This is a genomic window from Streptomyces sp. ALI-76-A (genome assembly GCF_030287445.1).
Classification (GTDB): Bacteria; Actinomycetota; Actinomycetes; order Streptomycetales; family Streptomycetaceae; genus Streptomyces.
Genome location: NZ_JASVWB010000002.1, coordinates 4,826,311 through 4,851,257, shown reverse-complemented (window position 1 = coordinate 4,851,257; position 24,947 = coordinate 4,826,311). Strand labels below are relative to the sequence as shown.

The 24,947-nt window shown below is 72.9% G+C and carries 22 protein-coding genes; 3 read left to right on the top strand and 19 right to left on the bottom strand.

Features of this window, described 5'->3' with window-relative positions:
- Nucleotides 1-65: 65 nt before the first annotated feature.
- From QQS16_RS22675 to QQS16_RS22655, 5 genes are all read right to left on the bottom strand, one after another.
- The gene (locus QQS16_RS22675; RefSeq protein WP_286063665.1) at nt 66-740 is read right to left on the bottom strand and encodes a response regulator; all 675 of its coding nucleotides are present in this window, start codon (nt 738-740) and stop codon (nt 66-68) included.
- Entirely contained in the window at nt 737-2,113 is a 1,377-nt protein-coding gene (locus QQS16_RS22670) for a sensor histidine kinase (protein WP_286063664.1), read from the bottom strand. The genes QQS16_RS22675 and QQS16_RS22670 overlap by 4 nt, the downstream gene beginning before the upstream one ends.
- Nucleotides 2,106-3,320, bottom strand: a complete 1,215-nt coding sequence (locus tag QQS16_RS22665; protein WP_286063663.1) for an acyltransferase family protein — start codon at nt 3,318-3,320, stop codon at nt 2,106-2,108. The genes QQS16_RS22670 and QQS16_RS22665 overlap by 8 nt, the downstream gene beginning before the upstream one ends.
- Nucleotides 3,313-4,446, bottom strand: a complete 1,134-nt coding sequence (locus tag QQS16_RS22660) for an alpha/beta hydrolase (RefSeq protein ID WP_502963830.1) — start codon at nt 4,444-4,446, stop codon at nt 3,313-3,315. Before QQS16_RS22660 ends, QQS16_RS22665 begins: the two co-directional genes overlap by 8 nt.
- A 152-nt stretch (nt 4,447-4,598) precedes the next feature.
- Entirely contained in the window at nt 4,599-5,492 is an 894-nt protein-coding gene (locus tag QQS16_RS22655; RefSeq protein WP_286063662.1) for an alpha/beta hydrolase, read from the bottom strand.
- A gap of 218 nt (nt 5,493-5,710) precedes the next feature.
- Between QQS16_RS22655 and QQS16_RS22650 the strand changes: the two genes are divergently transcribed.
- A complete protein-coding gene (locus QQS16_RS22650; RefSeq protein WP_286063661.1) occupies nt 5,711-6,319 on the top strand; it encodes a TetR/AcrR family transcriptional regulator in 609 nt (202 codons plus the stop codon).
- A gap of 225 nt (nt 6,320-6,544) precedes the next feature.
- On the opposite strand, the gene kynU is transcribed toward QQS16_RS22650, so the two are convergent.
- The 9 genes from kynU to QQS16_RS22605 all read right to left on the bottom strand — a co-directional run bounded on the left by kynU (nt 6,545) and on the right by QQS16_RS22605 (nt 15,529).
- The gene (gene kynU / locus QQS16_RS22645; RefSeq protein WP_286063660.1) at nt 6,545-7,765 is read right to left on the bottom strand and encodes a kynureninase; all 1,221 of its coding nucleotides are present in this window, start codon (nt 7,763-7,765) and stop codon (nt 6,545-6,547) included.
- Nucleotides 7,758-8,597: a tryptophan 2,3-dioxygenase family protein gene (locus tag QQS16_RS22640; protein WP_286063659.1), complete on the bottom strand. Its 840-nt coding sequence runs from the start codon at nt 8,595-8,597 to the stop codon at nt 7,758-7,760. Before QQS16_RS22640 ends, kynU begins: the two co-directional genes overlap by 8 nt.
- A 151-nt stretch (nt 8,598-8,748) precedes the next feature.
- Complete coding sequence (locus QQS16_RS22635) at nt 8,749-9,162, bottom strand: DUF3151 domain-containing protein (protein WP_286063658.1); 414 nt, start codon at nt 9,160-9,162, stop codon at nt 8,749-8,751.
- A 216-nt stretch (nt 9,163-9,378) separates the two neighbouring features.
- Nucleotides 9,379-10,410 (bottom strand): class II fructose-bisphosphate aldolase, encoded by a 1,032-nt coding sequence (gene fbaA / locus QQS16_RS22630; protein ID WP_286063657.1) that lies wholly within the window; start codon nt 10,408-10,410, stop codon nt 9,379-9,381.
- Nucleotides 10,411-10,591: 181 nt separating this feature from the next.
- Nucleotides 10,592-11,140 (bottom strand): orotate phosphoribosyltransferase, encoded by a 549-nt coding sequence (gene pyrE, locus QQS16_RS22625; RefSeq protein WP_286063656.1) that lies wholly within the window; start codon nt 11,138-11,140, stop codon nt 10,592-10,594.
- Between the two features lie 10 nt (nt 11,141-11,150).
- The gene (locus QQS16_RS22620; protein WP_286063655.1) at nt 11,151-11,939 is read right to left on the bottom strand and encodes an aldose epimerase family protein; all 789 of its coding nucleotides are present in this window, start codon (nt 11,937-11,939) and stop codon (nt 11,151-11,153) included.
- Nucleotides 11,940-11,988: 49 nt separating this feature from the next.
- The gene (locus tag QQS16_RS22615) at nt 11,989-12,855 is read right to left on the bottom strand and encodes an SRPBCC domain-containing protein (RefSeq protein ID WP_286063654.1); all 867 of its coding nucleotides are present in this window, start codon (nt 12,853-12,855) and stop codon (nt 11,989-11,991) included.
- A 248-nt stretch (nt 12,856-13,103) separates the two neighbouring features.
- Entirely contained in the window at nt 13,104-14,741 is a 1,638-nt protein-coding gene (locus tag QQS16_RS22610; RefSeq protein WP_286063653.1) for a polyamine aminopropyltransferase, read from the bottom strand.
- 230 nt (nt 14,742-14,971) lie between these two features.
- Complete coding sequence (locus QQS16_RS22605; protein ID WP_286063652.1) at nt 14,972-15,529, bottom strand: DUF2617 family protein; 558 nt, start codon at nt 15,527-15,529, stop codon at nt 14,972-14,974.
- A 904-nt stretch (nt 15,530-16,433) separates the two neighbouring features.
- On the opposite strand from QQS16_RS22605, the gene QQS16_RS22600 reads away from it, so the two are divergent.
- Nucleotides 16,434-17,624: a pyridoxal phosphate-dependent aminotransferase gene (locus tag QQS16_RS22600; protein ID WP_286063651.1), complete on the top strand. Its 1,191-nt coding sequence runs from the start codon at nt 16,434-16,436 to the stop codon at nt 17,622-17,624.
- A gap of 90 nt (nt 17,625-17,714) precedes the next feature.
- Here the strand turns inward: QQS16_RS22600 and QQS16_RS22595 are convergent, their stop codons facing one another.
- From QQS16_RS22595 to QQS16_RS22580, 4 genes are all read right to left on the bottom strand, one after another.
- On the bottom strand, nt 17,715-17,852 hold the full coding sequence (locus QQS16_RS22595) for a hypothetical protein (RefSeq protein WP_286066578.1): 138 nt from the start codon (nt 17,850-17,852) through the stop codon (nt 17,715-17,717).
- A 360-nt stretch (nt 17,853-18,212) separates the two neighbouring features.
- Nucleotides 18,213-18,740 carry a type III secretion system chaperone family protein gene (locus tag QQS16_RS22590; RefSeq protein ID WP_286063650.1) on the bottom strand — a complete coding sequence of 176 codons (528 nt, stop codon included), beginning with the start codon at nt 18,738-18,740 and terminating at the stop codon, nt 18,213-18,215.
- A 93-nt stretch (nt 18,741-18,833) separates the two neighbouring features.
- Nucleotides 18,834-21,431 carry an ATP-dependent chaperone ClpB gene (gene clpB / locus QQS16_RS22585; protein ID WP_286066417.1) on the bottom strand — a complete coding sequence of 866 codons (2,598 nt, stop codon included), beginning with the start codon at nt 21,429-21,431 and terminating at the stop codon, nt 18,834-18,836.
- Nucleotides 21,432-21,773: 342 nt separating this feature from the next.
- Entirely contained in the window at nt 21,774-22,070 is a 297-nt protein-coding gene (locus QQS16_RS22580) for a Rieske (2Fe-2S) protein (RefSeq protein ID WP_286066416.1), read from the bottom strand.
- 396 nt (nt 22,071-22,466) lie between these two features.
- Between QQS16_RS22580 and QQS16_RS22575 the strand changes: the two genes are divergently transcribed.
- Complete coding sequence (locus QQS16_RS22575; RefSeq protein WP_286063649.1) at nt 22,467-23,411, top strand: helix-turn-helix domain-containing protein; 945 nt, start codon at nt 22,467-22,469, stop codon at nt 23,409-23,411.
- A 70-nt stretch (nt 23,412-23,481) separates the two neighbouring features.
- On the opposite strand, the gene QQS16_RS22570 is transcribed toward QQS16_RS22575, so the two are convergent.
- A complete protein-coding gene (locus QQS16_RS22570; protein WP_286063648.1) occupies nt 23,482-24,621 on the bottom strand; it encodes a helix-turn-helix transcriptional regulator in 1,140 nt (379 codons plus the stop codon).
- Nucleotides 24,622-24,947: the final 326 nt, after the last annotated feature.

Sequence of the window (24,947 nt, the reverse complement as noted above, 5' to 3'; positions counted from 1 at the left end):
CCAGTGAGAAGGGTGCTTCGGCGTCCCTCTCAGGTACTACGGGTACCGGCCAGGCGCGGCGCGGGTCAGTACCCGGACGGCCGCACGAGCCCGGACTCGTAGGCGAACACGGCCGCCTGGGTGCGGTCCCGCACGCCCAGCTTCACCAGGATGCGGCCGACATGCGTCTTCACCGTCTGCTCGGCGACCACCAGCCGCTCGGCGATCTCCCCGTTCGACAGGCCCTGCGCGATCAGCGCCAGCACCTCCGTCTCGCGCTCGGTCAGCCCGCCGACGCGTTCCTTGAGCGGGGCGCGGGGCCGGTCGTCCAGGCGGGAGAACTCGGCGATCAGCCGCCGGGTGATGCCGGGCGCCAGCAGCGCGTCACCGGCCGCCACCACCCGTACCGCCTCGGCGAGCTTGTCGGCGGACGCGTCCTTCAGCAGGAACCCGGACGCACCCGCCCTGAGCGCCTCGTACACGTACTCGTCGAGGTCGAAGGTGGTGAGCACCAGCACCCTGATGCCGGGCTGTGCGCCGGTGATACGGCGGGTGGCCTCGATACCGCCCAGCTCGGGCATGCGGATGTCCATCAGGACGACGTCCGGGGCGAGTTCGGCGACCTTGGCGACCGCGTCCAGGCCGTGCACCGCCTGGCCGACCACCTCGATGTCGGGCTGGGTGTTGAGCAGCACGGTGAAGCCCTGGCGGACCATCTGCTGGTCGTCGGCGATCACTACGCGGATGGTGCCGCTCGTCATGGGCTCTCTTTTCCGGTCAGCGGTGGTGCCACGTCGGCGGGCGCGCCCTGCGGCGCGCCGTCCCTCGGGAGGAACGCCGTCACCGCGAAGCCGCCCTGAGGGGTCCTGGTCGCGCTGACGTGTCCGCCCAGCATTGTCGCCCGTTCCCGCATGCCGAGCAGACCGTGGCCGGCGCCCGGCAAGGGCGGGACGGGCCGCAGCGGGCGGGAGTTGACGACCTCGATGGACAGCCCTCCGGGGAAGTGGTGGATCTCGACGCGCACGGTCGAACCGGGTGCGTGCCGCAGGGCGTTGCTGAGCCCCTCCTGCACGATCCGGTACGCGGACAGCTCCACCCCGGGGGCGTAGGCGGGCGTGTTCCCCTCGATGCTGGTGACGACGTCCAGTCCGGCGGCGCGGGTGTTCTCGATCAGGGCGCCGAGGCGGGCGAGGGTGGGCTGCGGGGAGTCGGGAGCGGATTGCGCGCCGGTCTCGCCGAGACCGTAGGGATCCTCGGGATCCTGTGAACGCAGCACGCCGAGCACGCGCCGCAGTTCGGTGAGGGCTTCCAGGGCGTTGCTCCGGATGCCGTCCAGGTTCTCCCTCAGCTCCGGCGACGGGTTCTCCACCAGGTGCAGGGCGACCTGCGCCTGGATGGAGATCACCGACATGTGGTGCGCGACCACGTCGTGCAGCTCGCGAGCTATGCGGTTGCGCTCCTCCAGGAGGGTGCGGCGGGCGCGCTCCTCCGCGGTGATCGTGGTCTGCCGGCCGAGTTCCGCGCGGGCCTCGCGGCGGCCGCGCAGCGCGATGCCGAGCACCACGGCGATCACGTACAGGCAGACCGCGATCACCCCGGTGGGCTGGTAATGGGCCGCCCCCCACACGCCCTGGAGGAGGTAGGTGAGCAGCGCGGTCACCACCAGCGCCTCGGCGGACACCCGGGTGTGCACGCGGAGCGCGAGCAGCAGCAGCACGAGCAGGTGCGCGACGATCCCGCCCACGCTCCAGGGCCAGGTGAAGGCGTGCCCCGGCTCCAGACGGCCGTGCACCGCGACGGCGCCCACCACTGAGGCCACCGTCGACAGCCACCACGCCGGGACGGGCCGCCGCAGGGCCAGCACCGCCGCGCAGCCCTGCGCCCCGGCGACGGCGAAGGCGGGTCCGGATTCCAGGTGTCCGCTGTCCTGGAGCTCCGCCATGCCGCCGAGCGCGACACCCAGCGCGATCAGACACACCACACCGTGCGGCAGCCAGCGCAGCCAGACGGAAGGGGGCAGCGGATCCGGCCGGACGGTGCACAGGTCGCCGCGCAGCACCCGCAGCCCCTGCCGCACGCGGCCGGCGAGCACGTGCTGGATCCCCGTTTCCGTCACGCCGCCCACCCTAGGCATCGCGCGCCGCCTCCGGCGCCGTCCTGCGGGATCCCCGGTGGACGCGGACCACCCGGGACCGTCGTCCGCGGTGGCGGGGAGCCTGTTCGTGGACGCGGAAGGCCGCCCAGCACACCGCCAGGACCAGGGTGAAGACCGGGAGCCAGAGCAGGCGGGCCGCGACCCAGCCCAGGCCGTCCGGGACCGTGTGCAGGCCGGGCAGGCGGCCCGCCGGCAGGCCCATGGCGGTCGTGGCCATCAGGGCCGTCTGGTGCCAGAGGAAGACCGTCATCGCGGAGAGGTTGACCAGCGCCACCGCCGCCCAGACCGCGGGGCGCCGCATCGTCCTGCGCAGCCGGCCGCGCAGGAGCAGGGCCAGGCCGCACTGGGCCAGGCCGAAGGTGACGGCCGCCAGCGTCGGCGGGTTCAGGTTGGAGACCGCGGCGCCGGGGACGCCGACCATCGACGCCGGGTAGCCGGCGAACGCGATCAGCAGTGCCGTCGCCACCGTTCCGCCCGCCAGCAGCAGCCGTCCCGCGCGGCGGCTGTCCACCTCGCCCCGCGTCCACGCGGCGCCCAGGGTGTAGGGCACCAGCCAGCCCGCCGCCACGTTCACCCAGCCGAGCCAGGACGGGCCGCCCAGACCGAAACGCGCCAGGTCCACATGGAGGACGACGGCCAGCGGCCACAGGGGGTTGAGCCGGAGCAGGAACGGGGTGGCCGCCGTCAGCGCCGCGAAGACCAGCAGGAACCACAGGGGGGACAGCGCCAGCTTGACCAGGGTGCGCACCGTCGCGAACTCGGCGCCCGTGAGCAGCAGGGCCGCCGCCGTCACCGTCCACAGGGCGAGGACGGCCGCCACCGGTGTGAACAGGCGGGACAGCCGGGCCGACAGCCACCGGCCGTACGTCGTGCCGCGGGCGCGGGCCGAGGTGTAGCCCCGCGTCGCCACATGACCGCCCACCAGGAAGAACACGGCGAGCGTCTGGAACGCCCAGGAGATCGGGGCCAGCCAGGGCAGGTGCTGGAGCGGGCTCGCGGAGCGCAGTCCGCCGCCGTCCGCGACCAGGGCGGTCACCAGCCAGTGGCCGAGGACCACGCCGAGGATCGCGAAGGCGCGCAGCGCGTCGACCGCGCGGTCCCGCTCGCGGGGGGTGACGGCGTCGATCCGGTCGGCGCCCTGTCGTATGCCCCGGCGCACGCGGCCCAGGGTCGTCGTCTCACGCACGGGTGACCTCCGAGGTCGCGCCGAGGACGATCCGGGCCAGGTTCGCCAGGGAGACCGAGCCCGGTGCGAAGTAGTCGCTGTGACCACCGTCGCCGGCGGCGAAGACCCGGGCGCCGAAGGCCGGGGAGAGGGGGTCGGCGCCGAAGCCGACGGTGGTGCCGAACAGGCCTGCCTCGACGTGCGGGACCTCCCCCACCCAGTCGTCGGCGCCGCGGCCCGCCCAGACACGGGCCCGGGTCCGCAGGCCGGCGGCGGAATCGGCGCCGGTGCCGGGGCTGCCGACCAGGACGATGTCGTCCACGTCCAGGCCGGGGACGGCCTCGGCACAGACCACCGAGCCGTACGAATGGCACAGCAGGGACAGGCGGGCGCTCCCGCCGACGACACCGCGCAGCTCCCCGACGAACTCCCGCAGGCCGGGGGCCGCCTGCTCCGCGCGGCCGGGGGTGACGACCGCCGCGCTGACCGTGCCGGGCGTCTCATAACCGAGCCAGGCCACCACGGCGGTACGGGTGCCGGGGGCGGGGCGGGCAGCGGTGCGGGCGCCGGGGTCGGCGCCGGTGCCGATACGGGTGCCTGTGCCCGTGCCGGCGCCCGCGTCAGGCCCGGCGCCCGGGTCAGCGTCCCCCGCGTCCCGCCGGTCCAGTTCCGCCCGCAGATGGTCGGCTGTCGCGCGGAAGCGGTCGTAGGTGTCGAGGGACGTGTCCGAGCCAGGAACCAGCACCGCTATGCGGTCGGCCCGGGCCAGGTCCCCGAAGACCTCCGCCGCCCGGCCGGAACCGCGACCGTCGAAGGTGAGGAAGCGGCGGGAGGGGTCGGCCATCGCCCGGTCGGCCGCGGCGCGCTTGCGGTCGCCGTGGGCGGCGGCCATGCGGGACGCCCGCTCGGCGTTGGCCCGGTTCGCCGCGTACGCCTCGTCCAGCGTGGCCGCCGTCGGCGGGGCGAGGGCGGCCGGATCCGGTGCGGGGATCTCCGGCCGGGCGGCGGCGGACAGCGGGGCCACCACGGCGGCGGTGACGAGGGCGGCGAGCAGCCCCCGGCCCCATCTGCGCGCGGGGCGCCGCCTGTTGTCCGTACGCCGCCGCTGCCGCGCCGCTGTGTCCCGTGCCCCCGCCGCAAGCCCCACGGTCGTCCTCCTCCCGGTCCGCCCGGCCATCGGGCTTGCCTGGAGGGGAAGTTACGGATCCGCGCACGTCGTCCGCGTCATGCCAGGGAGCTCACCTGCGTCGTAGCTCTCAGGTACTACGGGTACGACCGGACGGGTACGACCGGAGAGGGTCACCACGCCAGCTGGGCGATCTCCTCGGCCACCACGGCGCACGCGTCAGCGACCGGATCGATCAGCGGGAAGTGGCCGACGTCCTCCAGCAGGGTGAGGCCGACGACCTCGCCCGCCTTCGCCGCCGCGTCCGCGTAGGACTCGGCGACCGCCTGCGGGACGACCAGGTCCGCGCGGCCCTGGACGAGGGTCGTCGCGATGCCGGTGGGCAGCAGCAGCGCCGGATCGACGTATGGCCGGCGTTCCGTGAACTCCGCCTCGCTGCCGAGCAGCTGCCGGCAGGCGCCGCCGCACACGTCCAGCTTCTCCGCGACCGCGAAGTCGGCGATCGGGGCGAGCGCGACCACGCCCCGCAGCGGAACCTCGCGGTCGGTGCGCCACGGGGCGTCGGCCGGCAGCAGGTGCCGGGCCGCCGCCCACAGGGCGAGGTGGCCGCCCGCCGAGTGCCCGGTGACCACCGTGCGGCGCGCGTCCGCCTGCGGGAGGATCCCGCGCGCCAGGGCCGGGAGCGCGTCCAGCGCGGCGGCGACGTCGTCGAAGGTGTCCGGCCAGCGGCCCGCGACCGGGCCGGGCTGCCCCGCGCTCGCGTCCCCCCGCCGGTACTCCACGCTCGCCACCGCGAAGCCCCGACGGGCCAGGAAGCCCGCGAACGGGGAGATGTGGCGGCGGTCGAACGGCGCCCGCCAGGCACCCCCGTGCAGGACGACCACCAGCGGCGCCGGACCGCCCGGGCCCGCCTCGCCCTGCGGCGCGTAGAAGTCGATCACCTGGTCGGGGTGGTCACCGTAGGCCGCGGTGGCGTCGGGGTCGACCGCCGGGTGCGAGAAGGCCGACTCCTCTTCGGCGGCGGCACGGGCAGCAGCGGCATCGCGTGCGGCGGCGTCGTCCGGCATGCTCCAACCTCTCGGTGTCGAAACGGATTTGACGGACCGGGAAAGATCCCCAGGAGAGAATTCGGCCGTTGGCCGGGACGGTATCAGCCCGATGACGTGCGCCGACACGCGGATGTCACGCTCGGTGAGGGTTAAACGGTTCTGCTGTTTCGTTACGCTGACGGCACGGCGCGCGCCGCACCCCCGCCCCACCTCACACCTGCCCCATGGAGGCCGATATGTCCGCCGAGCCCGGCACCGTCCGTCCCGGAGGGCGCACCGCACGTGTGCGTACGGCCGTGCTGCGGGCGGCCGGCGATGTGCTCGCCGAGCAGGGCTTCGACCGGCTCGACCTCGCGGACGTCGCCCGGCGGGCGGAGGTGGGCAAGACGACCGTGTACCGGCGGTGGGGGTCCGTGACCGGGCTGGTGGCCGATCTGCTCGCCGACATGGCCGAGCAGTCGCTCCCGCGCGCGCGGACCGGTTCCGTACGTGGCGACCTGCGGGCGAACGCCGCGCTGGTGCGGCGGACGCTCGCCGATCCCCGGCAGGGCGCGCTGTTCCGCGCGGTGATCGCCGCGGCGGCGTGCGACGAGCGCACCGCGCGGGCCCTGCGGCGGTTCTACGAGGTACGGGTGGCCGAGTGGGCGCCCTGCGTCGCGGAGGGCGTCGCCCGCGGGGAGCTGCCCGCCGGGACGGACGCGGCGACGGTCGTCCGCGCGGTCTCCGCACCCCTCTACTACGCCCTCCTCACCACCGGAACACCCCCGGACCCCACCGCCGCCGACCGCGCGGCGGACGCGGCCCTGGCGGCGGCACGGGCGGGCGTGTACACGTCCGGGACGTGAACGTCGGGGTGAGTGCGCAAGCGGCCGGGGCACCAACGCCGGCAGTGGGTTCCGAAGCCGCCGCGCGCCGCGAGCAACCGCAGTGGGCCTGGAGCACCCCCGAGCGCGCACAACCGCGGTGGGCCCGAGAGCCGCCCCGGGTGTGAACGGCGGCAGTGGCATCCGGAGCCGGCCCCGCCCGCCCTTCCGCGCCTCAGCCACCGCCCCGCGCCACCGCCCCGCGCCTCAGCCCGCTCCCCCGCCGTCCCCCCACGTCCGCGCCAGCACCGCCGCCGCTCGTTCCACGTCCGCGAAGCCGACGTAGAGCGGGGTGAAGCCGAAGCGCAGGACGTCCGGGTGGCGGAAGTCGCCGACCACGCCCCGTTCGATCAGCCGCTTCATGACCGCCTCCGCGTCCGCGCACCGCAACGCGACCTGGCTGCCCCGCTCCTCGTGGGCCACCGGCGTCAGCGACTCCACCCGGCCCGCCGGGACGTACGCGGCCACGCACTCCAGGAAGAAGTCGGTCAGGGCGAGAGACTTGGCCCGCACGCTCTCGACCGGGACGCCGTCCCACACCTCCAGCGCCGCCTCCAGGGCGAGCATGGACAGGATGTCGGGCGTGCCGACGCGACCGCGCGACGCACCGGCGGCCGGGGTGTAGTCCGGGCGCATGCCGAAGGGCTCGGCGTGCGAGTTCCAGCCGGGCAGCGGGGAGTCGAAGCGGTCCTGCACATCGTGGCGCACATAGAGGTACGCCGGTGAACCCGGGCCGCCGTTCAGGTACTTGTAGGTGCAGCCGACCGCCAGGTCCACCCCGTGCGCGTCGAGCCCGACCGGCAGGGCGCCCGCGCTGTGGCACAGGTCCCAGACCACGACGGCGCCCGCCGCGTGCACGGCGGCCGTCAGACCGGGCAGGTCGTGCAGCCGGCCCGTTCGGTAGTCGACGTGGTTCAGCAGGACCGCGGCGGTACGGTCACCCAGTACCCCGCGCACCTCGGCCGGCGTGACCGCCCGCAGGGTGCAGCCCGTCAGCCGGGCCGCCGACCCGGCGATGTACCCGTCGGTGGGGAAGGTCGTCGCGTCGACCACGATCTCGTCGCGCTCCTGACCCGCGAGCCGCGCCATCCGCACCGCGCCCACCAGCGCCTTGAACACGTTCACACTGGTCGAGTCGCCGACCACGATCTGCCCGGCCGCCGCTCCGACCAGCGGGGCGATCCGGTCGCCGATCCGCTCGGGCGCGGTCCACCAGCCGCTCTCCTCCCAGGACCGGATGCGCAGCTCGCCCCACTGCCGTCGTACGACGTCGTCGACGCGCCCGGGGACGGCCGCCGGCAGCGCGCCCAGCGAGTTCCCGTCGAGGTAGACGACGTCGTCGAGCACGAACCGCGCCCGCACGCCCGCCAGTTCGTCTCCGGCGTCCAACTCCCGTGCCTTGAAGGCCAGTCCAGTGATCTCAGACATGCGAACGAGCCGTCCACAGCTCCGGGAACACGTTCTTCCGAGCGCGCTTCTCCAGCCAGGCCACCCCGGCGGAGCCGCCCGTGCCGGTCTTCGCGCCCATCGCGCGCCGGGTCGCGACCAGGTGGTCGTTGCGCCAGCGCCACACCAGTTCGGCCACGTCGGTCAGCGCCTCGCCGAGCCGGGCGAGCTGGTCGTTCTCGTCACCCGCGTAGAGCGCGGTCCACACCGCCTCCACCTCCGCCGACGGCTCGTAGCGGCGCGACACGTCACGGTCCAGGACGGCGGCCGGGACCGGATGCCCGCGCCGCGCCAGCAGCCGCAGCACCTCGTCGTACAGGCTCGGCTCGTGCAGCGCCTTCTCCAGCTCCGCGTGGACGCGCGGCGCGCCCCGGTGCGGGACCAGCATGGACGCGGACTTGTCACCGAGCAGGAACTCCATCCGGCGGTACATCGCCGACTGGAACCCGGAGCCCTCGCCGAGGGCGGAGCGGTACGAGTTGAACTGGGCCGGCGTGAGCTGCCCGAGCGGCTTCCAGGAGGCGTTCAGCGCCTCCAGCTCCCGCACGGACCGCTTCAGCGCGGCGATCGCGACCGGCACGTCGTCCTCGCGAAGGGCCCGCGCGGCGGTCTCCCACTCGTGGACGATGACCGTGAACCACAGCTCCATCACCTGGGTGGTGACCAGGAAGACCATCTCTCCGGGATCGTCGGAGAGGGTGTGCTGGAGGTGGGTGAGCACGTCCGCCTGGACGTAGTCCTCGTACGGGGTCGTGCCGTGGAAGTCGAGATGCGGGGTCTCGGGCTCCTGCGTGTCGTGAGCCTCTTGGGACATCGCTGTCTCCTGCTGTGTACTCCGGGTAGCGGTCCGCCCCTGCCGTTACCGACACGGGGGCCCCGGTCCCCGCCGGGCATCCTCTTCGATGGTCCGACGAAAAGGCAAGGCCCGCCTGATCACCCAGGCGGGCCCGCAAGGAGGTGACGGCTCAGCCCAGCGTCTGGGCCGCCGTCGGCGAGGAGTCCTTCAGGAACTGCGAGCAGCGCTCGTACTCCTCCTGCTCGCCGATCGCCTGCGCGGCGCGGGCGAGGGCGTGCAGGGCGCGCAGGAAGCCACGGTTCGGCTCGTGCTCCCAGGGGACCGGGCCGTGGCCCTTCCAGCCGCTGCGGCGCAGCGAGTCCAGGCCGCGGTGGTAGCCCGTACGGGCATAGGCGTACGACTCCACCACGCTGCCCCGCTCGAACGCCTCGTCGGCCAGCTGGGCCCAGGCCAGGGAGGAGGTGGGGTACTTCGCGGCGACATCGGCGGGTGCGGTACCGCCGGCCAGCAGCTCCCGCGGTTCCGGGTCGTCGGGGAGGTGGGTCGGGGGCGGACCCCCGAGAAGGTTCTCGTGAATGGACATGGGGTCCAGTCTCCTCCATTCGGCCGGGGGGCCAAGGACACGCGGCGCCGACTGTCACACTCCCCCGCCGTCCCGCCCCGGACCTGCCCCGTCCGCCCGGACCCGCCCCGGGTGCACGGACCCGCCCCGGGTGCACGGCGAGCCCGGTGCGATGGCACCGGGCTCGTCGTACGACGCGGAAGGGCTGCTCCGAAAGGGCTGCTCCGCGCGGAACGGCTACTTGATCTTCGTACCGCTGGACCGCAGGTTGCCGCAGGCCTCGACGACGCGGGCGGCCATGCCCGCCTCGGCCAGCTTGCCCCAGGTGCGCGGGTCGTAGGTCTTCTTGGAGCCGACCTCGCCGTCGACCTTCAGGACGCCGTCGTAGTTGCGGAACATGTGGTCGGCGACCGGACGCGTGAAGGCGTACTGCGTGTCGGTGTCGATGTTCATCTTGACGACGCCGTTCTCCAGCGCGGTCGCGATCTCCTCCGCGGACGAGCCGGAGCCGCCGTGGAAGACGAAGTCGAACGGCTGCGCGCCGGCCGGCTTGCCGTACTTGGCGGCCACGCCGTCGTTCAGCTCCTTCAGCAGCTCGGGGCGCAGCACCACGTTGCCCGGCTTGTACACGCCGTGGACGTTGCCGAAGGAGGCGGCCAGCAGGTAGCGGCCCTTCTCGCCCAGGCCGAGGGCCTCGACCGTGCGCACGGCGTCGTCGACGGTCGTGTACAGGGAGTCGTTGATCTCGTGCGTGACGCCGTCCTCCTCGCCACCGGTCGGGGTGATCTCCACCTCAAGGATGATCTTGGCGGCGCGGGCGCGCTCCAGCAGCTCCTGGGCGATGGAGAGGTTGTCGGCGAGGGTCTCCGCGGAGCCGTCCCACATGTGGGACTGGAACAGCGGGTTCTGCCCGGCCTTGACGCGCTCCTCGGAGACCGCGAGCAGCGGACGTACGTACCCGTCGAGCTTGTCCTTCGGGCAGTGGTCCGTGTGCAGGGCGACCGTGATGTCGTACTTCTTGGCGACGATGTGCGCGAACTCGGCCAGGGCGACGGCGCCGGTCACCATGTCCTTGCTGTGCTGACCGCCCAGGAACTCCGCGCCACCCGTCGAGATCTGGATGATGCCGTCGCTCTCGGCCTCCGCGAAGCCGCGCAGCGCAGCGTGCAGGGTCTGGGTCGAGGTCACGTTGATGGCCGGGTAGGCGAACTTGCCTGCCTTCGCCCGGTCGAGCATCTCGTTGTAGACCTCGGGGGTTGCGATGGGCATCTGTCCGCTCCTTGTATGTGCGGGTTGGCGTACTGCGTGCTGACGGCCCTGACCTAGACCTTGGGATGCGACGTCATCGTCGTCCCCATCTTTCCAGACTTGACCGGCTGGTCGACGCCGCAGGTCAAGTCGTTATGTCGGTCCAGTCCCAGCTCGCCCTCGGTCCAGTCCCGGCTCGTCCTCAGTCCAGTCCCAACTCGTCCTTCCCGTAGGCGAAGCGGTACGGCACTCCCGCGCCCTGCTCGATCTTCTCGGCCGCGCCGGTCGCCCGGTCGACGATGGTCGCCACGCCGACGACCTCGGCGCCCGCCTCGCGCACCGCCTCGACGGCGGTGAGCGGGGAGCCGCCGGTGGTGGAGGTGTCCTCGACGACCAGGACCCGGCGGCCCGCGATCTCCGGCCCCTCGACCCGCCGCTGCAGGCCGTGCGCCTTGGCCGCCTTGCGCACGACGAAGGCGTCCAGCCGCTGACCGCGGGCGGCGGCCGCGTGCAGCATGGCCGCGGCCACCGGGTCGGCGCCCATGGTCAGCCCGCCCACCGCGTCGAACTCCAGGTCGGCGGTCAGGTCCAGCAACACCTGCCCGACCAGCGGGGCGGCCTCGCCGTCGAGGGTGATGCGCCGCAGGTCGACGTAGTAGTCGGCCTCCAGACCCGACGACAGGGTCACCTTGCCGTGCACCACGGCCTTGTCCTTGATCTGCTGCAGCAGCGCGCCGCGAACGTCTGTCATGCCTGTCAGCTTAGAGGCGGCGCCAGGTCCAAGTGGTGGTGGCTTCCAGCGGCTCCAGTGGCGTGACCAGGCGCGGGAGGGTGTTGAGCCCGTTGGGCGGCCCGGTCTGCGGCTCCACGCAGACGGCGGCCTCCTGCTCGTCGTACACCACGACCCACTGCTCGGGGCTGGTCACCTTCAGCTCCAGGTGCCCGGGCCAGGTGAGGGTGACGTCGACCCCGCCGGGCATCCCGAAGCAGTCGTCCCACGGGCCGGGCCGCGGGTCGACGCGGTTGCCGGTGGGCAGGTGGTCCTCGCCGCGCTCCTCCTGCCAGGCGGGTGTGAAGTCGAGCCGTACGCCCTCTCCGCCCAGGGTGCGGTGGAACCAGGGGTGCCAGCCGATCTGCGCCGGGAAGGAGGAGTCGTACGTCTCCACGGACATGGTCAGCGTCAGGGCGTCCCCGGTGAGGGCGACGGCCTGGGTGATCCGGCCCGCGTAGGGCCACGGTTCGACCAGGTCGTACGTGATGACCGCCTCGTCGGTGGTGGCGCGGGCGGTGCGCCAGGCGCCGTCGCGGGCGGTGCCGTGGATGGCGTGCGGCGGGGAGTTGAGCGGCATCTGGTGGACGGCCGCCCCGTCCCGGAACCGGCCGTCCCTGATCCGGCCGCACCAGGGCACCATCGGGAAGCAGCCGAACCGGTCGCCCTGGCGGAGGAGCTCGGTCCCGCCGACCCGGAGCCCTCCGATACGGCCACCGTTGCCCGGCTGCACGGTCACTTCCGCGTCACCCGCGGTCAGCGTGATGTCTTCGTTACTCACGGGACGACCCTACTGGGGGGACCAAGGGCGCCTCGGCCCCGCCCGGCGCTCAGCGTCGTCGGCGCAGCACCCGGGTCACGGCGATCGCCGACGCCAGTGCCACCGCAGCGGCCGGGGCGGCCCAGCGCAGGGTCTGGCGGGGACTGATCGTCTGGGGGGCCGGGACGGGGGCGTACCGGCCGCGCGGCGGGGCGTGGTCGACCTCCTCCGCGCTGCGGCCGATCATCGTCCGGCGCGCGTGCGCCGCCTCGGCGGGCGGCCGGGGGATCTCCACGAAGTCGTCGGCGGACGGCTGGACGGCCTCGGGAACGTCCTCGGAGACGTCCGCCGAGATGTCCTCCGCGACCTCCTCGGAAACGTCCGCCGAGATGTCCTCCGCGACCTCCTCGGAAACGTCCTCCGAGGGGGCCGGCGGCGGGACCTCGGCCGCGACGACGGGAGCCGGCTCGGCGGGCTCGGGCTGCGGCCCGGGCGCGGGCTCGTCCCGCTCTCCCTCCGCCGCGGCTCCCAGGCTCTCCGAGAAGCGGCTCAGCAGGCGGGCGGTGGCGGAGCTGACCGCTGCCGGCGGCAGTTCCGTGACGCGGCCGTCCGCGGAGGCGGTTCCGTCGAAGGTGAGGGTGGACCCGCCGTCGGTCTCCCGCAGGCGGATCGTGAGCGCCAGCTTGACCGAGCCGGTGCCCCGGGTCTCGGCCGCGTCGCCCTCGACGGCCCAGGACCCGTCGTCCTGCCCGGAGATCCGCACGGAGCCGCGGTAGGTGATGGAGTGGCTGCCGACGCGTACCTTCAGCCGCCCCGTGACGGGCTCGGCGCCGGCGTCCTGCTGGAGCCCGGGGACCGCCCGGGCGACGAGCGCGGGGTCGGCCAGCGCCTCTCTGAGCCGCTCGGCCGGAACCGGAACGAACACCTCATGCTCCATGTCAGCGGAGCCTACCCAGTGGGCGCCACCGTGCACCCCCGTTGCCCGAAAGTGACCGCGCGTCGGCATCCCCTCACCGAGGCCCACGCCCCACACCGGCGACACCGGCATCCAGGGGCCTGCGCCGCCCACCCACACCCTCGCCCGGAGATTCGGACAGGCCGCAAGGCCCCGGACCGGTGCCACCCCGCACGCGCACGGCGGCGCTCGGCCGCGTCCTCACCGCGCCCGGCACCCCCTCCCGCCCCTCAGTACCGCGGATGCACCAGTGTCGACGCCGGCAGACCCGTGATCCGGGTGCCGGTCGCCGCCCGTGCGTGCGCCGTGAGGGACGCCGGGGTGAGTGTCGTCGGGCGGGGGCCGCGTGGGGCCAGGCGCAGGGGTGGGCGCGTCGGCGTGGCGGCGAGGACGAAGCCCCAGTCGTGCGGGGCTCGATCCGGACCGGCCGTGCGGTCGGGGCCCGCCGCGAAGCCGGCGTCGCGGCCGCCGACGCGGTAGGGCACGGTGCGCAGTCCGGCCGCGCGGATCGTCGTGTCCACGGTCCAGAACACGCGGGCCCGGGAGGTGACCGGCCCGGCATGCACGACGAGGCGGCCGTCGCCGGCCAGCACGCGGCGCACGAGGCCGTAGAACTCCTGCGAGTACAGCGTCGTGCTCGCGGTGATGCCCGGGTCGGGCAGGTCCGCGATCACCACGTCGTACGCCGCCGTCGGCGCCCCGCGCAGCCACCCGAAGGCGTCCGAGGTCGTCACGTGCACGCGCGCGTCGCCGTACACGTGCCCGTTCAGCTCCGTCAGCGCCGGGTCCCGGCGGGCCAGCCGGACGACCGCCTCGTCGAGTTCGACGATGTCGACGCGCCGTACGTCCGGGAACCGCAGCACCTCCCGCGCGGCCAGTCCGTCGCCGCCCCCGAGGACGAGCACGCGCGCGTGGGGGCCGTTCATCGCGGGGTGGACCAGGGCCTCGTGGTAGCGGTGCTCGTCCCGGCCGCTGACCTTGAGCCGGCCGTCGAGGAAGAGGCCCAGGGGACGGCCGTCGGTGCCGCCGGTGAGGACGACCTCCTGGACGCCGGTCTGCACCGCCACCCGTACGTCCTGTCCGTACACCGCCTGCCGCGCGGCCCGCTCGAAGTCGTCGACGAGGGCGGCGGCCGTGGCGAGGAGGGCGAGGGCGGCGAGGTTGGCGAGCAGCAGCAGCCAGCGCGCCCGACGGGGCAGATCACCGCGGAACAGACCGAGGACGAGCACCGCGCCGGCGAGGGCGTTGACCGTGCCGGTGAGCAGCGTGCCGGTCAGCTGGCCGAGCAGGGGCAGCAGCAGGAAGGGGAACGCCAGGCCGCCGACGAGCGCGCCCACGTAGTCCGCGGCGAACAGGTCCGCGACCGCGCCGCCCGCGTCCTGCCGCCGGATGCGCTGGATCAGCTCCATCAGGAGCGGGACCTCCGCGCCGATCAGCAGCCCGATCGCGAGGGAGAAGGCGACCAGGAGACAGCGCGGGCCGCTCGCCCACAGGCCGCCCCACGCGCCGGTCCAGGCGAACACGGCGTACAGGGCCATCGCGCTGCACCCGCCGACGAGGGCGAGCAGGGCCTCCAGCGCGCCGAAGGCCGCCGCGGCCCGCCAGCGCAGCCGTTTCGCGGCGAGGGAGCCGATGCCCATCGCGAAGACCATGACGGAGAGCACCACGGAGGCCTGGGTGACCGAGTCGCCGATCAGGTACGAGGCGAGGGCGACCAGTTGGAGCTCGTACACGAGTCCACAGGCCGCGCACACGAAGACGCAGGCGAGCACGTAGAACCGGCCCGTGCCGGGGCGGACGGGCAGCCGCGCGGGGCCCGTCCAGGGCGGCGTGGTGCCGGGCGGAGCGGGCGCGTGCGGTTCGATCACGCTGCGACGTTACGTCACCGCCGGGTCACGCTTCGTCACCCACACGTGTGGAACTGTCGGTCAGTTGGGCATACGCGGGTTTGGATCACGCACAGGTCCGGCTCCTCGGACCCGTCCACTCCTCACACGTCCGGCCCTTGGACCCGTCCACTCCTCACACGTCCGGCTCTCGGACCCGTCCGGCCCTCGGACCCGTCCGGCCCTCGGACCCGTCGGGGCAGATCCGGTCCTCAGACACCGGACGGGCTCAGCCGTGCCCGGCGCGAACCGGCCCGCGCCGCGCCGGCCCGCACACCGACCCGCGTCCGGGTCGCCACCAGGTGCCCGTCCTGGGGATACGCGTGCCAGGTCCGCCAGTGCACCTGCCCCTCGTGATGCTGGGCCAGCAGCGCGGTGAAGGCGTGCGGGCTGCCGGGGAAGACCCCCGCGAGGCCGTTCGGGTGGTCGGAGACCAGGGCCAGCAACTCCTGCGCGCGGCCCGCGAACTGCCCCGGGGAGAGCGTCTCCACGCGGGCGGCGAACTCGTACTCCCAGTCGCCCACCCGTTTGGCGACGCCCAGCGGAAGGGGGGTGCTGCTGCCCGCGATGCACGCCACCGTCTCCGAACACATGCCCCGGTTCTCTTCCACGAGCACCTGGTGGGACGCGCCGAGCAGCCGCAACTGAAGTTTGGCACCGGGCAGTTCGAGGTCGAGCGTGGCAAGGGCGGGAAGCGGCTCGCGCCCCAGGGCCCAGGCGAGGTCGGCCGCGCGCGTGTCGGTGTACGAGGTGTTCAGGGTCGTGAGCATGGGTCGGCTCCGCTAGCACGCAAAGAAAGAGGGGAGGTGTGGTCCGGCGCACCCCGGTCGGCACCCGGGGGATTCGGCCCGGTCGGCCCAGTCGGAGTGTCAGAGAGTCCGCGGGACGTCCGAGGGGCCGTTGGTGATGTAGAGGGAATCATGAACGGTGGCGCCGCCACAGCGTTTTTACCCAACTTCGTGGGGTTTCCATCCCTCAGAGGGCTCCACAGCTCAACTGTTCAACCGTGGCGTGCGCCGGGGCGGCGGGCGCGCGCGCCGGAGCAGTGCTACGCCCGCCGGGAGCGGTCCCCGGCGGGCGTAGGCGATGAGGGGTACGGCGTAGGGGACGAGTGGTGCGGCGCACGAGATGAGTGGTGCGGCGCGGGGACTGAGTGAGGCGGCGAGGCCGGAGCCCGGCCGCCCCGTGTCAGCCGTCTCCCGGAGGCGTCCGCCGGGTCAGCTGCCGCCCCCGCATCCACCCCCGCCGCCCCCGCAGGACGAGCCGCCCCCGCAGGAGTGACCACCGCCGGAGTGACCGCCGCCGGACGATCCTGAGTCGGATCCCGACGAGCCGCTGTCACCGATGAAGGGCGCACCGCCCGCGACCCACCAACTGCTGTCGCCGGAACTGCTGGAACTGCTCGATCCGCTCCCCGACGACCGGTGGACCCGGCCCCCGCGTCCTCCCCCGCGCACCGCGTTCCGTCGACGGCCGCGGCCGGAGGCGATGAACGCGCCGATCACAACGAAGCAGACAACCACCAGGATGATGCCGATGACCATGGCGCCACCCTCCTTCCGATTCCCCCCGAAGCGGCCCCCCGTGGGCGCCTCGCTGGGTGCGTGCCGGGGAGATGCCCTCCCGTCCCACCGCCCAAAGCAGAGTTGAGGAACTCCAGAGCTTGGGCGCAGGATGACCGGCATGACTTCCAGCGCACGCCCGCTCCTCAACCGCCGGCTCGCCGAGTTCGGGACGACCATCTTCGCCGAGATGTCCGCCCTGGCCCTGCGGACCGGGTCGATCAACCTCGGCCAGGGCTTCCCCGACACGGACGGGCCCGAGGAGATCAGGGAGGCGGCCGTACGGGCGCTGCGCGACGGGCGCGGCAACCAGTACCCGCCGGGGCCGGGCGTCCCCGAGCTGCGCGCCGCCATCGCCGCCCACCAGGAGCGGCGCTATGGCCTCTCGTACGACCCGGACACCGAGGTGCTGGTCACCGCCGGCGCCACGGAGGCCATCGCCGCCGCGCTGCTCGCGCTGCTGGAGCCCGGTGACGAGGTCGTCGCCCTGGAGCCGTACTACGACTCCTACGCGGCCTGCATCGCGATGGCGGGCGGCACCCGCGTACCGGTCACGCTGCGCCCGCACGAGGGCTCGTTCCGGCTCGACCTCGACGAGCTGCGGGCGGCCGTCACCGACCGGACCCGCCTGCTGCTGATCAACACCCCGCACAATCCCACGGGCACCGTCCTCACCCGCGCGGAGCTGACCGCGATCGCCGAACTCGCCGTGGAGCGGGACCTGCTGGTGGTCACCGACGAGGTGTACGAGCACCTGGTGTTCGACGCGGCCGAGCACCTGCCGCCGGCCACCTTCCCGGGGATGCGCGAGCGGACGGTGTCGATCGGCTCGGCCGGCAAGACGTTCTCGTTCACCGGCTGGAAGGTCGGCTGGATCACGGCGGCTCCGGCGCTGGTGACGGCCGTCCGCGCGGCCAAGCAGTTCCTGACGTACGTGGCGTCGGGCCCGTTCCAGTACGCGATCGCCGAGGCGCTGCGGCTGCCGGACTCGTACTTCGACGACTTCCGTACCACCCTCCGCCGCAAGCGCGACCTGCTCGGCGACGGCCTGCGCGCGGCCGGCTTCGAGGTCTACCAGCCCCAGGGCACGTACTTCATCACCACCGACATCACGCCCTTCGGCGAGAAGGACGCCTACGCCTTCTGCCGAGCCCTTCCCGAACGCTGCGGCGTCGTCGCCGTCCCCAACTCGGTCTTCTACGACGACCCGAACGCCGGCCGCAGCCAGGTCCGCTTCACCTTCTGCAAGAAGGACGAGATCCTCACGGAGGCCACGACCCGCCTGCGGCGCCTGGCGTCCTGAACGCACAGCTCCCGTCACGGCCAGGTGCGCTCGACGCGGTCGCGTCGTACCGCGCAGGCCGCCGGACCGCCCCGTCCCACGGCCCGGGAGTCATGTCTCGGTCACGTGCGCGCCCGGGGCGGTGAGGGTGCCGGGGGCGCCGGTGGGCAGCGAGCGGATGCACACCGCGACGCCGACCGTGACCGCGCTCCCGCGCCGCTGGACGAGGGCCCGGTGAGCCCGGAACACGGACGCCGTCCAGGGCGGCCGCCTCGGGGACGGTGGCGCCCCGCAGTCGCCCCGCCCTCCTGACGTCCGCAGTGGCCGCAGTGGCCGCAGTCACTCAGTCAGCGCAGTCGCCGGAGTCACCCGCAGTCACCCGCAGTCACCCGCAGTCACCCGCAGTCACCCGCAGAGTTTCCACAGGCTGTGGAAGGTGCCGCGCCCTCCCGGCCGTCCAGCTGTACGCATATGTCCGCGACGAACAGCGAGAGCCCGGCCCGGCACGCGGCCGTGGTGGCCGGTGCCCTGGCCGGGCTCTGGTTCGCCTGCGGCGCGACCTGGTCGTGATCGCCGGCGCGCCGCCGTGGTACCGCGTGGCCCAGGGGACTACTCGTCGTCCTCGGGCTTCTCGGCCTCGTTGACCTCCTGCTCCAGGCCGAGCTGCTCCACGAGCCACTTGTCGAACTCGATCGCGGCCCGCACCCAGCTGACCGTGGAGGAGACGAAGTGCTCCAGGCTCACCCCGGTGCCGATGAGCATCTGCGCCTCGCCGATGAGGCGGACCGTGCCGTCGTCATGGGTGTGGCTGTAGACCTTGGGCCACAGGGTGCGCCGGTTCCAGTCGTCGATGGACTCCAGCAGCTGCGGCTTCTCGTCGATCGGGTGGGGGCGGTCGTAGAACGTCCGCACGGAGAAGACCTGCTGGTCCCCTTCGCCGCGGAACATGAAGTACGTACGGAACTGCTCCCACGGCGCCGCGAGGTCTCCCTCGTCGTCGACGACGTACTTGAGCTCCATCTGGTCGAGGAGCTGCTTCACAAGGTCCTGATCCGGGACGACGGGGCCCGCCGGTCCTTGCGGCTGCGGCTCGGGCTGGCCCCCGAAGTTCGGAATCGAGGACGGGTCGATGGTCACCGTGATTTTCCCTTCGTACGGATCCCGCCATCCTCCCCCATGCGGGGAGGGGGGTGGCAAGCCCGACGGTCCGAGAGGCCCGGAACAGGCCCCTTACAGCGTCTTCCCCGTGGCGGGTCCCACGATCAGCCCGTCCCCGAACGCGTCCACCCGGACCGTGTCGCCGTCCTTGACCTCGCCGGAAAGGATCTCCTTGGCGAGGCGGTCGCCGATCGCGGTCTGGACGAGCCGGCGCAGGGGGCGGGCCCCGTAGGCCGGATCGAGTCCCTCGACCGCGAGCCACTCCAGGGCCTCCTCGGAGACCTCCAGGGTAAGGCGGCGCTCGGCGAGGCGCTTGGCGAGCCGCTCGATCTGGAGGCGCGCGATCCGGCTCAGCTCCTCCTTCGTCAGGGCCGAGAAGACGACCAGGTCGTCGAGCCGGTTGAGGAACTCCGGCTTGAAGGAGGCACGGACCACCTCCAGCACCTGCTCCTTCTTCTCCGCCTCACTGGTGATCGGGTCGACCAGGAACTGGCTGCCCAGGTTGGACGTCAGCACCAGGATGGTGTTGCGGAAGTCGACCGTGCGGCCCTGGCCGTCGGTCAGCCGGCCGTCGTCCAGTACCTGGAGCAGGATGTCGAAGACCTCCGGGTGCGCCTTCTCCACCTCGTCGAGCAGTACCACGCTGTACGGGCGCCGGCGCACCGCCTCCGTCAGCTGGCCGCCCTCCTCGTAGCCGATGTAGCCGGGCGGAGCGCCGACCAGGCGGGCCACGCTGTGCTTCTCGCCGTACTCCGACATGTCGATGCGGATCATGGCCCGCTCGTCGTCGAAGAGGAAGTCGGCGAGTGCCTTGGCGAGTTCGGTCTTGCCGACGCCCGTCGGGCCGAGGAAGAGGAAGGAGCCGGTGGGACGGTCGGGGTCGGAGATGCCGGCGCGGGTGCGCCGCACCGCGTCGGACACCGCCCGCACGGCCTCCTGCTGGCCGATCAGGCGACGGCCCAGCTCGTCCTCCATGCGCAGCAGTTTCTGCGTCTCGCCCTCCAGGAGGCGGCCCGCGGGGATGCCGGTCCAGGCGGCGACGGTGTCGGCGATGTCGTCGGCGCCGACCTCCTCCTTGACCATGGTGTCCTTGGCGGCCTGCTCCTCGGCCTGCGAGGCGGCCTCCAAGTCCCTTTCCAGGGCGGGGATCTCGCCGTACAGCAGCTTGGAGGCGGTGTCGAAGTCGCCGTCGCGCTGCGCCCGTTCGGCCTGGCCGCGCAACTCGTCGAGCTTCTCCTTCAGTTCACCGACCCGGTTGAGGGACTGCTTCTCCTTCTCCCAGCGGGCGGTCAGGCCCCGCAGCTCCTCCTCCTTGTCGGCGAGGTCGCGGCGCAGCCGCTCCAGACGCTCGCGGGAGGCCGGGTCGGTCTCCTTCACCAGCGCCAGCTCCTCCATCTTCAGCCGGTCGACGCCACGCTGGAGCTCGTCGATCTCGACGGGCGAGGAGTCGATCTCCATCCGGAGGCGGGAGGCCGCCTCGTCCACCAGGTCGATGGCCTTGTCGGGCAGGAAGCGGGAGGTGATGTAACGGTCGGAGAGGGTGGCCGCGGCGACCAGCGCGCTGTCCGCGATCACGACCTTGTGGTGGGCCTCGTAGCGGCCCTTGAGACCGCGCAGGATCGCGATGGTGTCCTCGACGGTCGGCTCGGCGACCAGCACCTGCTGGAAGCGCCGCTCCAGAGCGGGGTCCTTCTCGATCCGCTCCCGGTACTCGTCCAGGGTCGTCGCGCCGACCATGCGCAGCTCGCCGCGGGCCAGCATGGGCTTGAGCATGTTCCCGGCGTCCATCGCCGAGTCGCCGCCGGCGCCCGCGCCCACGACGGTGTGCAGCTCGTCGATGAAGGTGATGATCTGCCCGTCGGAGCCCTTGATCTCCGCGAGGACGGACTTCAGCCGCTCCTCGAACTCACCGCGGTACTTCGCCCCGGCGACCATCGCGCCCAGGTCGAGCGCGACCAGCCGCTTGTTCTTCAGGGACTCGGGCACGTCGCCCTTCACGATCCGCTGCGCGAGCCCCTCGACGACGGCGGTCTTGCCGACACCGGGCTCGCCGATGAGGACGGGGTTGTTCTTGGTCCGGCGGGACAGCACCTGCACGACCCGGCGGATCTCCTGGTCGCGACCGATGACGGGATCGAGCTTGCCCTCCCGCGCGGCGGCGGTGAAGTCGGTCCCGAACTTCTCCAGGGCCTTGTACTGACCCTCCGGGTCGGCTGTGGTCACGCGGCGTCCTCCCCTCGCGTTCTGGAAGGCCTCCAGCAGCTTCTTCGCCGTGGCCCCCTGCCCGGAGAGTACGTCGCCCGCGGCGCCGCCCTTCGCGGCGATGCCGATGAGCAGGTGCTCGGTGGAGAGGTACTCGTCCCCGAGCTGCTGGGCGCGTTCCTGCGCGTCCGCGATCACCGCGAGCAGCTCGCGGTTGGGCTGCGGGGGCGCGACGGTGGACCCGGTCACGCTGGGCAGGCCGGCCAGCACCCGTTCCACGCCGGAGCGTACGGCGGCCTGGTCGGCGTCGACCGCGGCGAGCAGGTCGGTGATGTTCTCGTTCTCCTGCCCCTGGAGCAGCGCGAGGAGCAGGTGGGCGGGGGTGAGGTCCGGGTGGCCCTCGGACAGGGCCCGGTTGCCGGCCGCGTTGATCGCGTCCCGGCTCCGGTTGGTCAGCTCGGCGTCCACGTTCGCGTCTCCTCCTTGCGTCATCCCACACGTCATCCCAGCGCTGACTCAGACAACGTACACAAACTTGAGTCTATTCCACTCAAGGCGGAGAGCGGGAGGGATGAACCCGGGCACGGGTACCCCGGGCGGGCAGGAAGGCGACGGGGACGGCGGCCACGGAAAAGCGCACGGACGGTCGGTAAGGACACCTGCCGCACCGGCGACTTCCGGCCATGGTCGGCCGCCGGGCGGGTCCCGAAATATCCGGCGAAAACTGCAGCGGCGTCACCGTGTTCAGGTCACGGTGACGCCGCTGCGGGGGGAAGTGCCTGAGCGATCTGTTACGACGGGGGAATCGCGTCAGGCACTGCGGGGGGTGGCTGAGATGGTCCGCGCGACCGGTGCGTCCGGCTCCGCCAGACGATGGTCGCGCTGGTCCAGGTTCACAAAGATCATTCCGTACCGGATGGCACACCGTACGGGCTGGGGCGCTCCCCGGGGCTTGCGCAGGCACCGGTACGCCCGTACGTCCTCGTCCTCGTCCCGGGTCACGACGACCGGCTCTCCGAACACGGTCACCATCAGTGAGTCACCGGCGTGGGGGATCGCGGTGGCCAGGTCGATGAAGTGCCAGCCGGAGCGGTAGGCGGTTGCCATCTCGCGGCGGAAGGAGCGGTCGTCCGGCGGGGTGGTCACGTCAGCCTCCGGCCCCGCCGGCAGCGGCGGCCCCGCCTGCGCCGGCCCCGTAGTTCACCGCCACGTTCGGCCACGTGGTGTTCGCCCTCGCCCGTTCCTCTACGTCGGAGAAGCCACCCAGCGCACCGAGGGCGACGACGGCGGAGAAGGCGGCGACAAGCACCGAGCGAAGCATTCTGTTACGCATAGTCGGCTTCGTCCTCACTTGAAGGTCCCCTTTTCCCCCGTCGAGTACGACGATGGCTCATTCGGGCACGTCATGGCCACAGAATCGATGCATCATGTTCCTGCATGTTCAGGACCCTGGGGGGTGGAGATTTGCCAACGAATCGCACTAAAGGGACACATCCCCATGCGATGACGGAGTTGTGTGAGGAAGGCGGTCGCCTTTACGCCACCGCTCTGCGGATCGGCCGCATCTCACGGGCCGACGCGCAGGACGCTCCGTGCCTGATGGAGTTCGCCCTTCTCCACCCGGACCTCGACGATCCGGACCTGCTGCGGCCCGTGCCTCCGGCGGTGGCTCTCGCCCAGCGGCTCAATCCGCTGGAACACGAGATCACCGAACGCAGACGGATGTCGATGCAACTCGCCGACACCTTCGAGCCTTTCATGGCACTCAGCAGCCAGGCCGGCACATCGAGCAACTCGCTCACCGTGCTGGAGGGCGGTGACCGGATCAACGCGGCGCTCAATCTCGCCACGACCCAGTGCCAGACCGAGGTGCTGACGCTGCAACCGAGCGGGCGGGTCTCCGAGCAGGCCCTCATGCGCGGCCTCGAACGCGACCGGCCGCTGATCGAACGTGGTGTGCGCATCCGCACCCTGTACCAGCACACCGCGCGCTACAACCCGGAGAAGCTGGCCTACGGCGCGCGGCTCTCCAACGGCAAGGCCGAGTACCGCACCACCGACGAGGTGGTGGAGCGGATGATCATCTGCGACGAGACGGTCGCCTTCATCCCCGCCCGCGACGACCAGCAGGTGGCCCTCGAACTCCGGCACCCCGGCCTGGTCCGGCACCTGATCAAGTTCTTCGAGTACCTGTGGGACCGCAGCGTCCCGATGAGCGCCAGCGCACCGTACGAGGCCGCTTCCGACGGCATCACCGACATCCAGTACGCCATCGCCAAGCTGCTGGTGGAAGGCCACGTCGACGAGGCCATCGCCCGCCGGCTGGGCATGAACGTGCGCACCTGCCGTGCCCACATAGCCAAACTGGCCACCGCCCTGGGCAGCGGGAGCCGGGCTCAACTCGGTTACCTCATCGCACAGTCGGGGATCCTGGAGCAGGAGCACTGAACCGATGGCAGGACGCGGTGCCCCGGGCCCGTGACCCTCGGCAGCGAGAGCCGGGCGCGGCTCGGCCGCCTCACCGGGCGGTCCGGGATCCCTGATCGGGGAGGCTCAGGCGGGGCACGCCCTCCGTGTCTCCCCCGACGACCCGATCAGCCCGCCCGCTCCGATCGACCCCGCCGGTCGGCTCCACCACCCCGGCCGCCTCCACCGCCTCCCCGCCGTCCGCCGGCCGCGGCGGCCCGTCCAGGCCGACCTGGGCGATACGGACGCCCAGTTGCGTGCGGCTGGCCGCGCCCAGCGTCTCCGACAGCCGGGCGATGTGGGCCCGGCAGGTGCGGACGCTTATCCCCAGCCGTTCCGCGATCACCGCGTCCTGGTGCCCCTCCGCGAGGAGGGCCGCGATGGACTGCTCCCGGTGCGAGATGCCCTCGATGCCGGTGTCGGGGAGGGGCGCGGTCAGCGGGATCGCCAGGCGCCAGAGACGTTCGAAGACCGTGACCAGGTAGTCGACCAGGGCCGGGTGGCGCAGTTCCAGGGCGAGGGTGCGGTCCGCGTTCGCCGGGATGAAGGCGACCGTGCGGTCGAAGAGGATCAGGCGCTCGATCACCTCGTCCAGCGTGCGCGCCTGGACCGCGCCGCCCATCAGCTCCAGGTAGTTGATCAGCCCCTGTCCGTGCCGGGCCACGTGCGTGTACAGGTCGCGCATGCGCACGCCCCGGCCGCGTAGCGCCAGGGCCCGGTGCAGGCCCTCGGTCAGCTCGTGTTCGGGGCGGATGCCGCCGGGCTGCACGGTGAGGACCTCCGTCGTGCACGCCTCCGTCGCCTCGTCCATCGCGGCCTGGATGCGGGACAGCCCGTCCAGGACCCGGATCGCGCTGCCCTCCGCGGGGGGCACCGGGGGGCGCGGGCCGCCGAGACCGGCGTACCACTCGAAGGCCTCGACCGCCGAGCCCACCCGCCGCCGGCTCGCGCTGACCTCGTCGTACAGGCCGCGCAGCAACCGGGTCATGACCTCCTGCGGGGCCGTCGGCACCAGCCAGTCCATGTCGTCCGGGTCGGGGTGCAGCAGGGCCAGTTCCAGCAGGCAGGGCACCGGTCCGGCGTCCGCCCGGGGCACCCGGCCGCGCCGTACGGCCCGGGAATACACGCGATCCCCGGCCTCGCACAGTCGGTCGGCACCGTGGGGATGCTCCTCCGTCCCGTGCCCGGCCATCGCCCCGTTCCACCCCCGGTTCAGCGTCTTTTGCAGCGCCACTATGCGCGGACCGGACCGGCACCGCAACACGGCTCCCCGCGCCACCGCCGCCGGAAAACGGTCGTACGTCCCGTTATTTCCCCGCCTCCCTGTGGCTCCTTGCAGCAAGCTGACGGTGGTCTCCGGTACCCGCCGGACGCCCTGCGGAACCCGGCGTGTCCGGTTGCCGGCGTCCAGGCGGCACAACCCGTACGAGTGCCCCGTCCGGCCGGGGACGCACCTCACCCGGACTGACCGGTTCCGCCCGTGAGCTGCCGGAAATCCCTGAGTATTCGCCGCGTTAC

Excerpts from the sequence above, each read along its gene's own strand:
- QQS16_RS22575 (WP_286063649.1), top strand. The coding sequence starts at position 22,467 with ATGACGGAGTTGTGTGAGGAAGGCGGTCGCCTTTACGCCACCGCTCTG.
- QQS16_RS22580 (WP_286066416.1), bottom strand. The coding sequence starts at position 22,070 with ATGGCAACCGCCTACCGCTCCGGCTGGCACTTCATCGACCTGGCCACC.
- QQS16_RS22670 (WP_286063664.1), bottom strand. The coding sequence starts at position 2,113 with ATGCCTAGGGTGGGCGGCGTGACGGAAACGGGGATCCAGCACGTGCTC.
- QQS16_RS22600 (WP_286063651.1), top strand. The coding sequence starts at position 16,434 with ATGACCGGCATGACTTCCAGCGCACGCCCGCTCCTCAACCGCCGGCTC.
- fbaA (WP_286063657.1), bottom strand. The coding sequence starts at position 10,410 with ATGCCCATCGCAACCCCCGAGGTCTACAACGAGATGCTCGACCGGGCG.
- QQS16_RS22675 (WP_286063665.1), bottom strand. The coding sequence starts at position 740 with ATGACGAGCGGCACCATCCGCGTAGTGATCGCCGACGACCAGCAGATG.
- QQS16_RS22570 (WP_286063648.1), bottom strand. The coding sequence starts at position 24,621 with ATGGCCGGGCACGGGACGGAGGAGCATCCCCACGGTGCCGACCGACTG.
- QQS16_RS22615 (WP_286063654.1), bottom strand. The coding sequence starts at position 12,855 with ATGGAGCATGAGGTGTTCGTTCCGGTTCCGGCCGAGCGGCTCAGAGAG.
- QQS16_RS22635 (WP_286063658.1), bottom strand. The coding sequence starts at position 9,162 with ATGTCCATTCACGAGAACCTTCTCGGGGGTCCGCCCCCGACCCACCTC.
- QQS16_RS22655 (WP_286063662.1), bottom strand. The coding sequence starts at position 5,492 with ATGCCGGACGACGCCGCCGCACGCGATGCCGCTGCTGCCCGTGCCGCC.
- QQS16_RS22640 (WP_286063659.1), bottom strand. The coding sequence starts at position 8,597 with ATGTCCCAAGAGGCTCACGACACGCAGGAGCCCGAGACCCCGCATCTC.
- QQS16_RS22650 (WP_286063661.1), top strand. The coding sequence starts at position 5,711 with ATGTCCGCCGAGCCCGGCACCGTCCGTCCCGGAGGGCGCACCGCACGT.
- pyrE (WP_286063656.1), bottom strand. The coding sequence starts at position 11,140 with ATGACAGACGTTCGCGGCGCGCTGCTGCAGCAGATCAAGGACAAGGCC.
- kynU (WP_286063660.1), bottom strand. The coding sequence starts at position 7,765 with ATGTCTGAGATCACTGGACTGGCCTTCAAGGCACGGGAGTTGGACGCC.
- QQS16_RS22605 (WP_286063652.1), bottom strand. The coding sequence starts at position 15,529 with ATGCTCACGACCCTGAACACCTCGTACACCGACACGCGCGCGGCCGAC.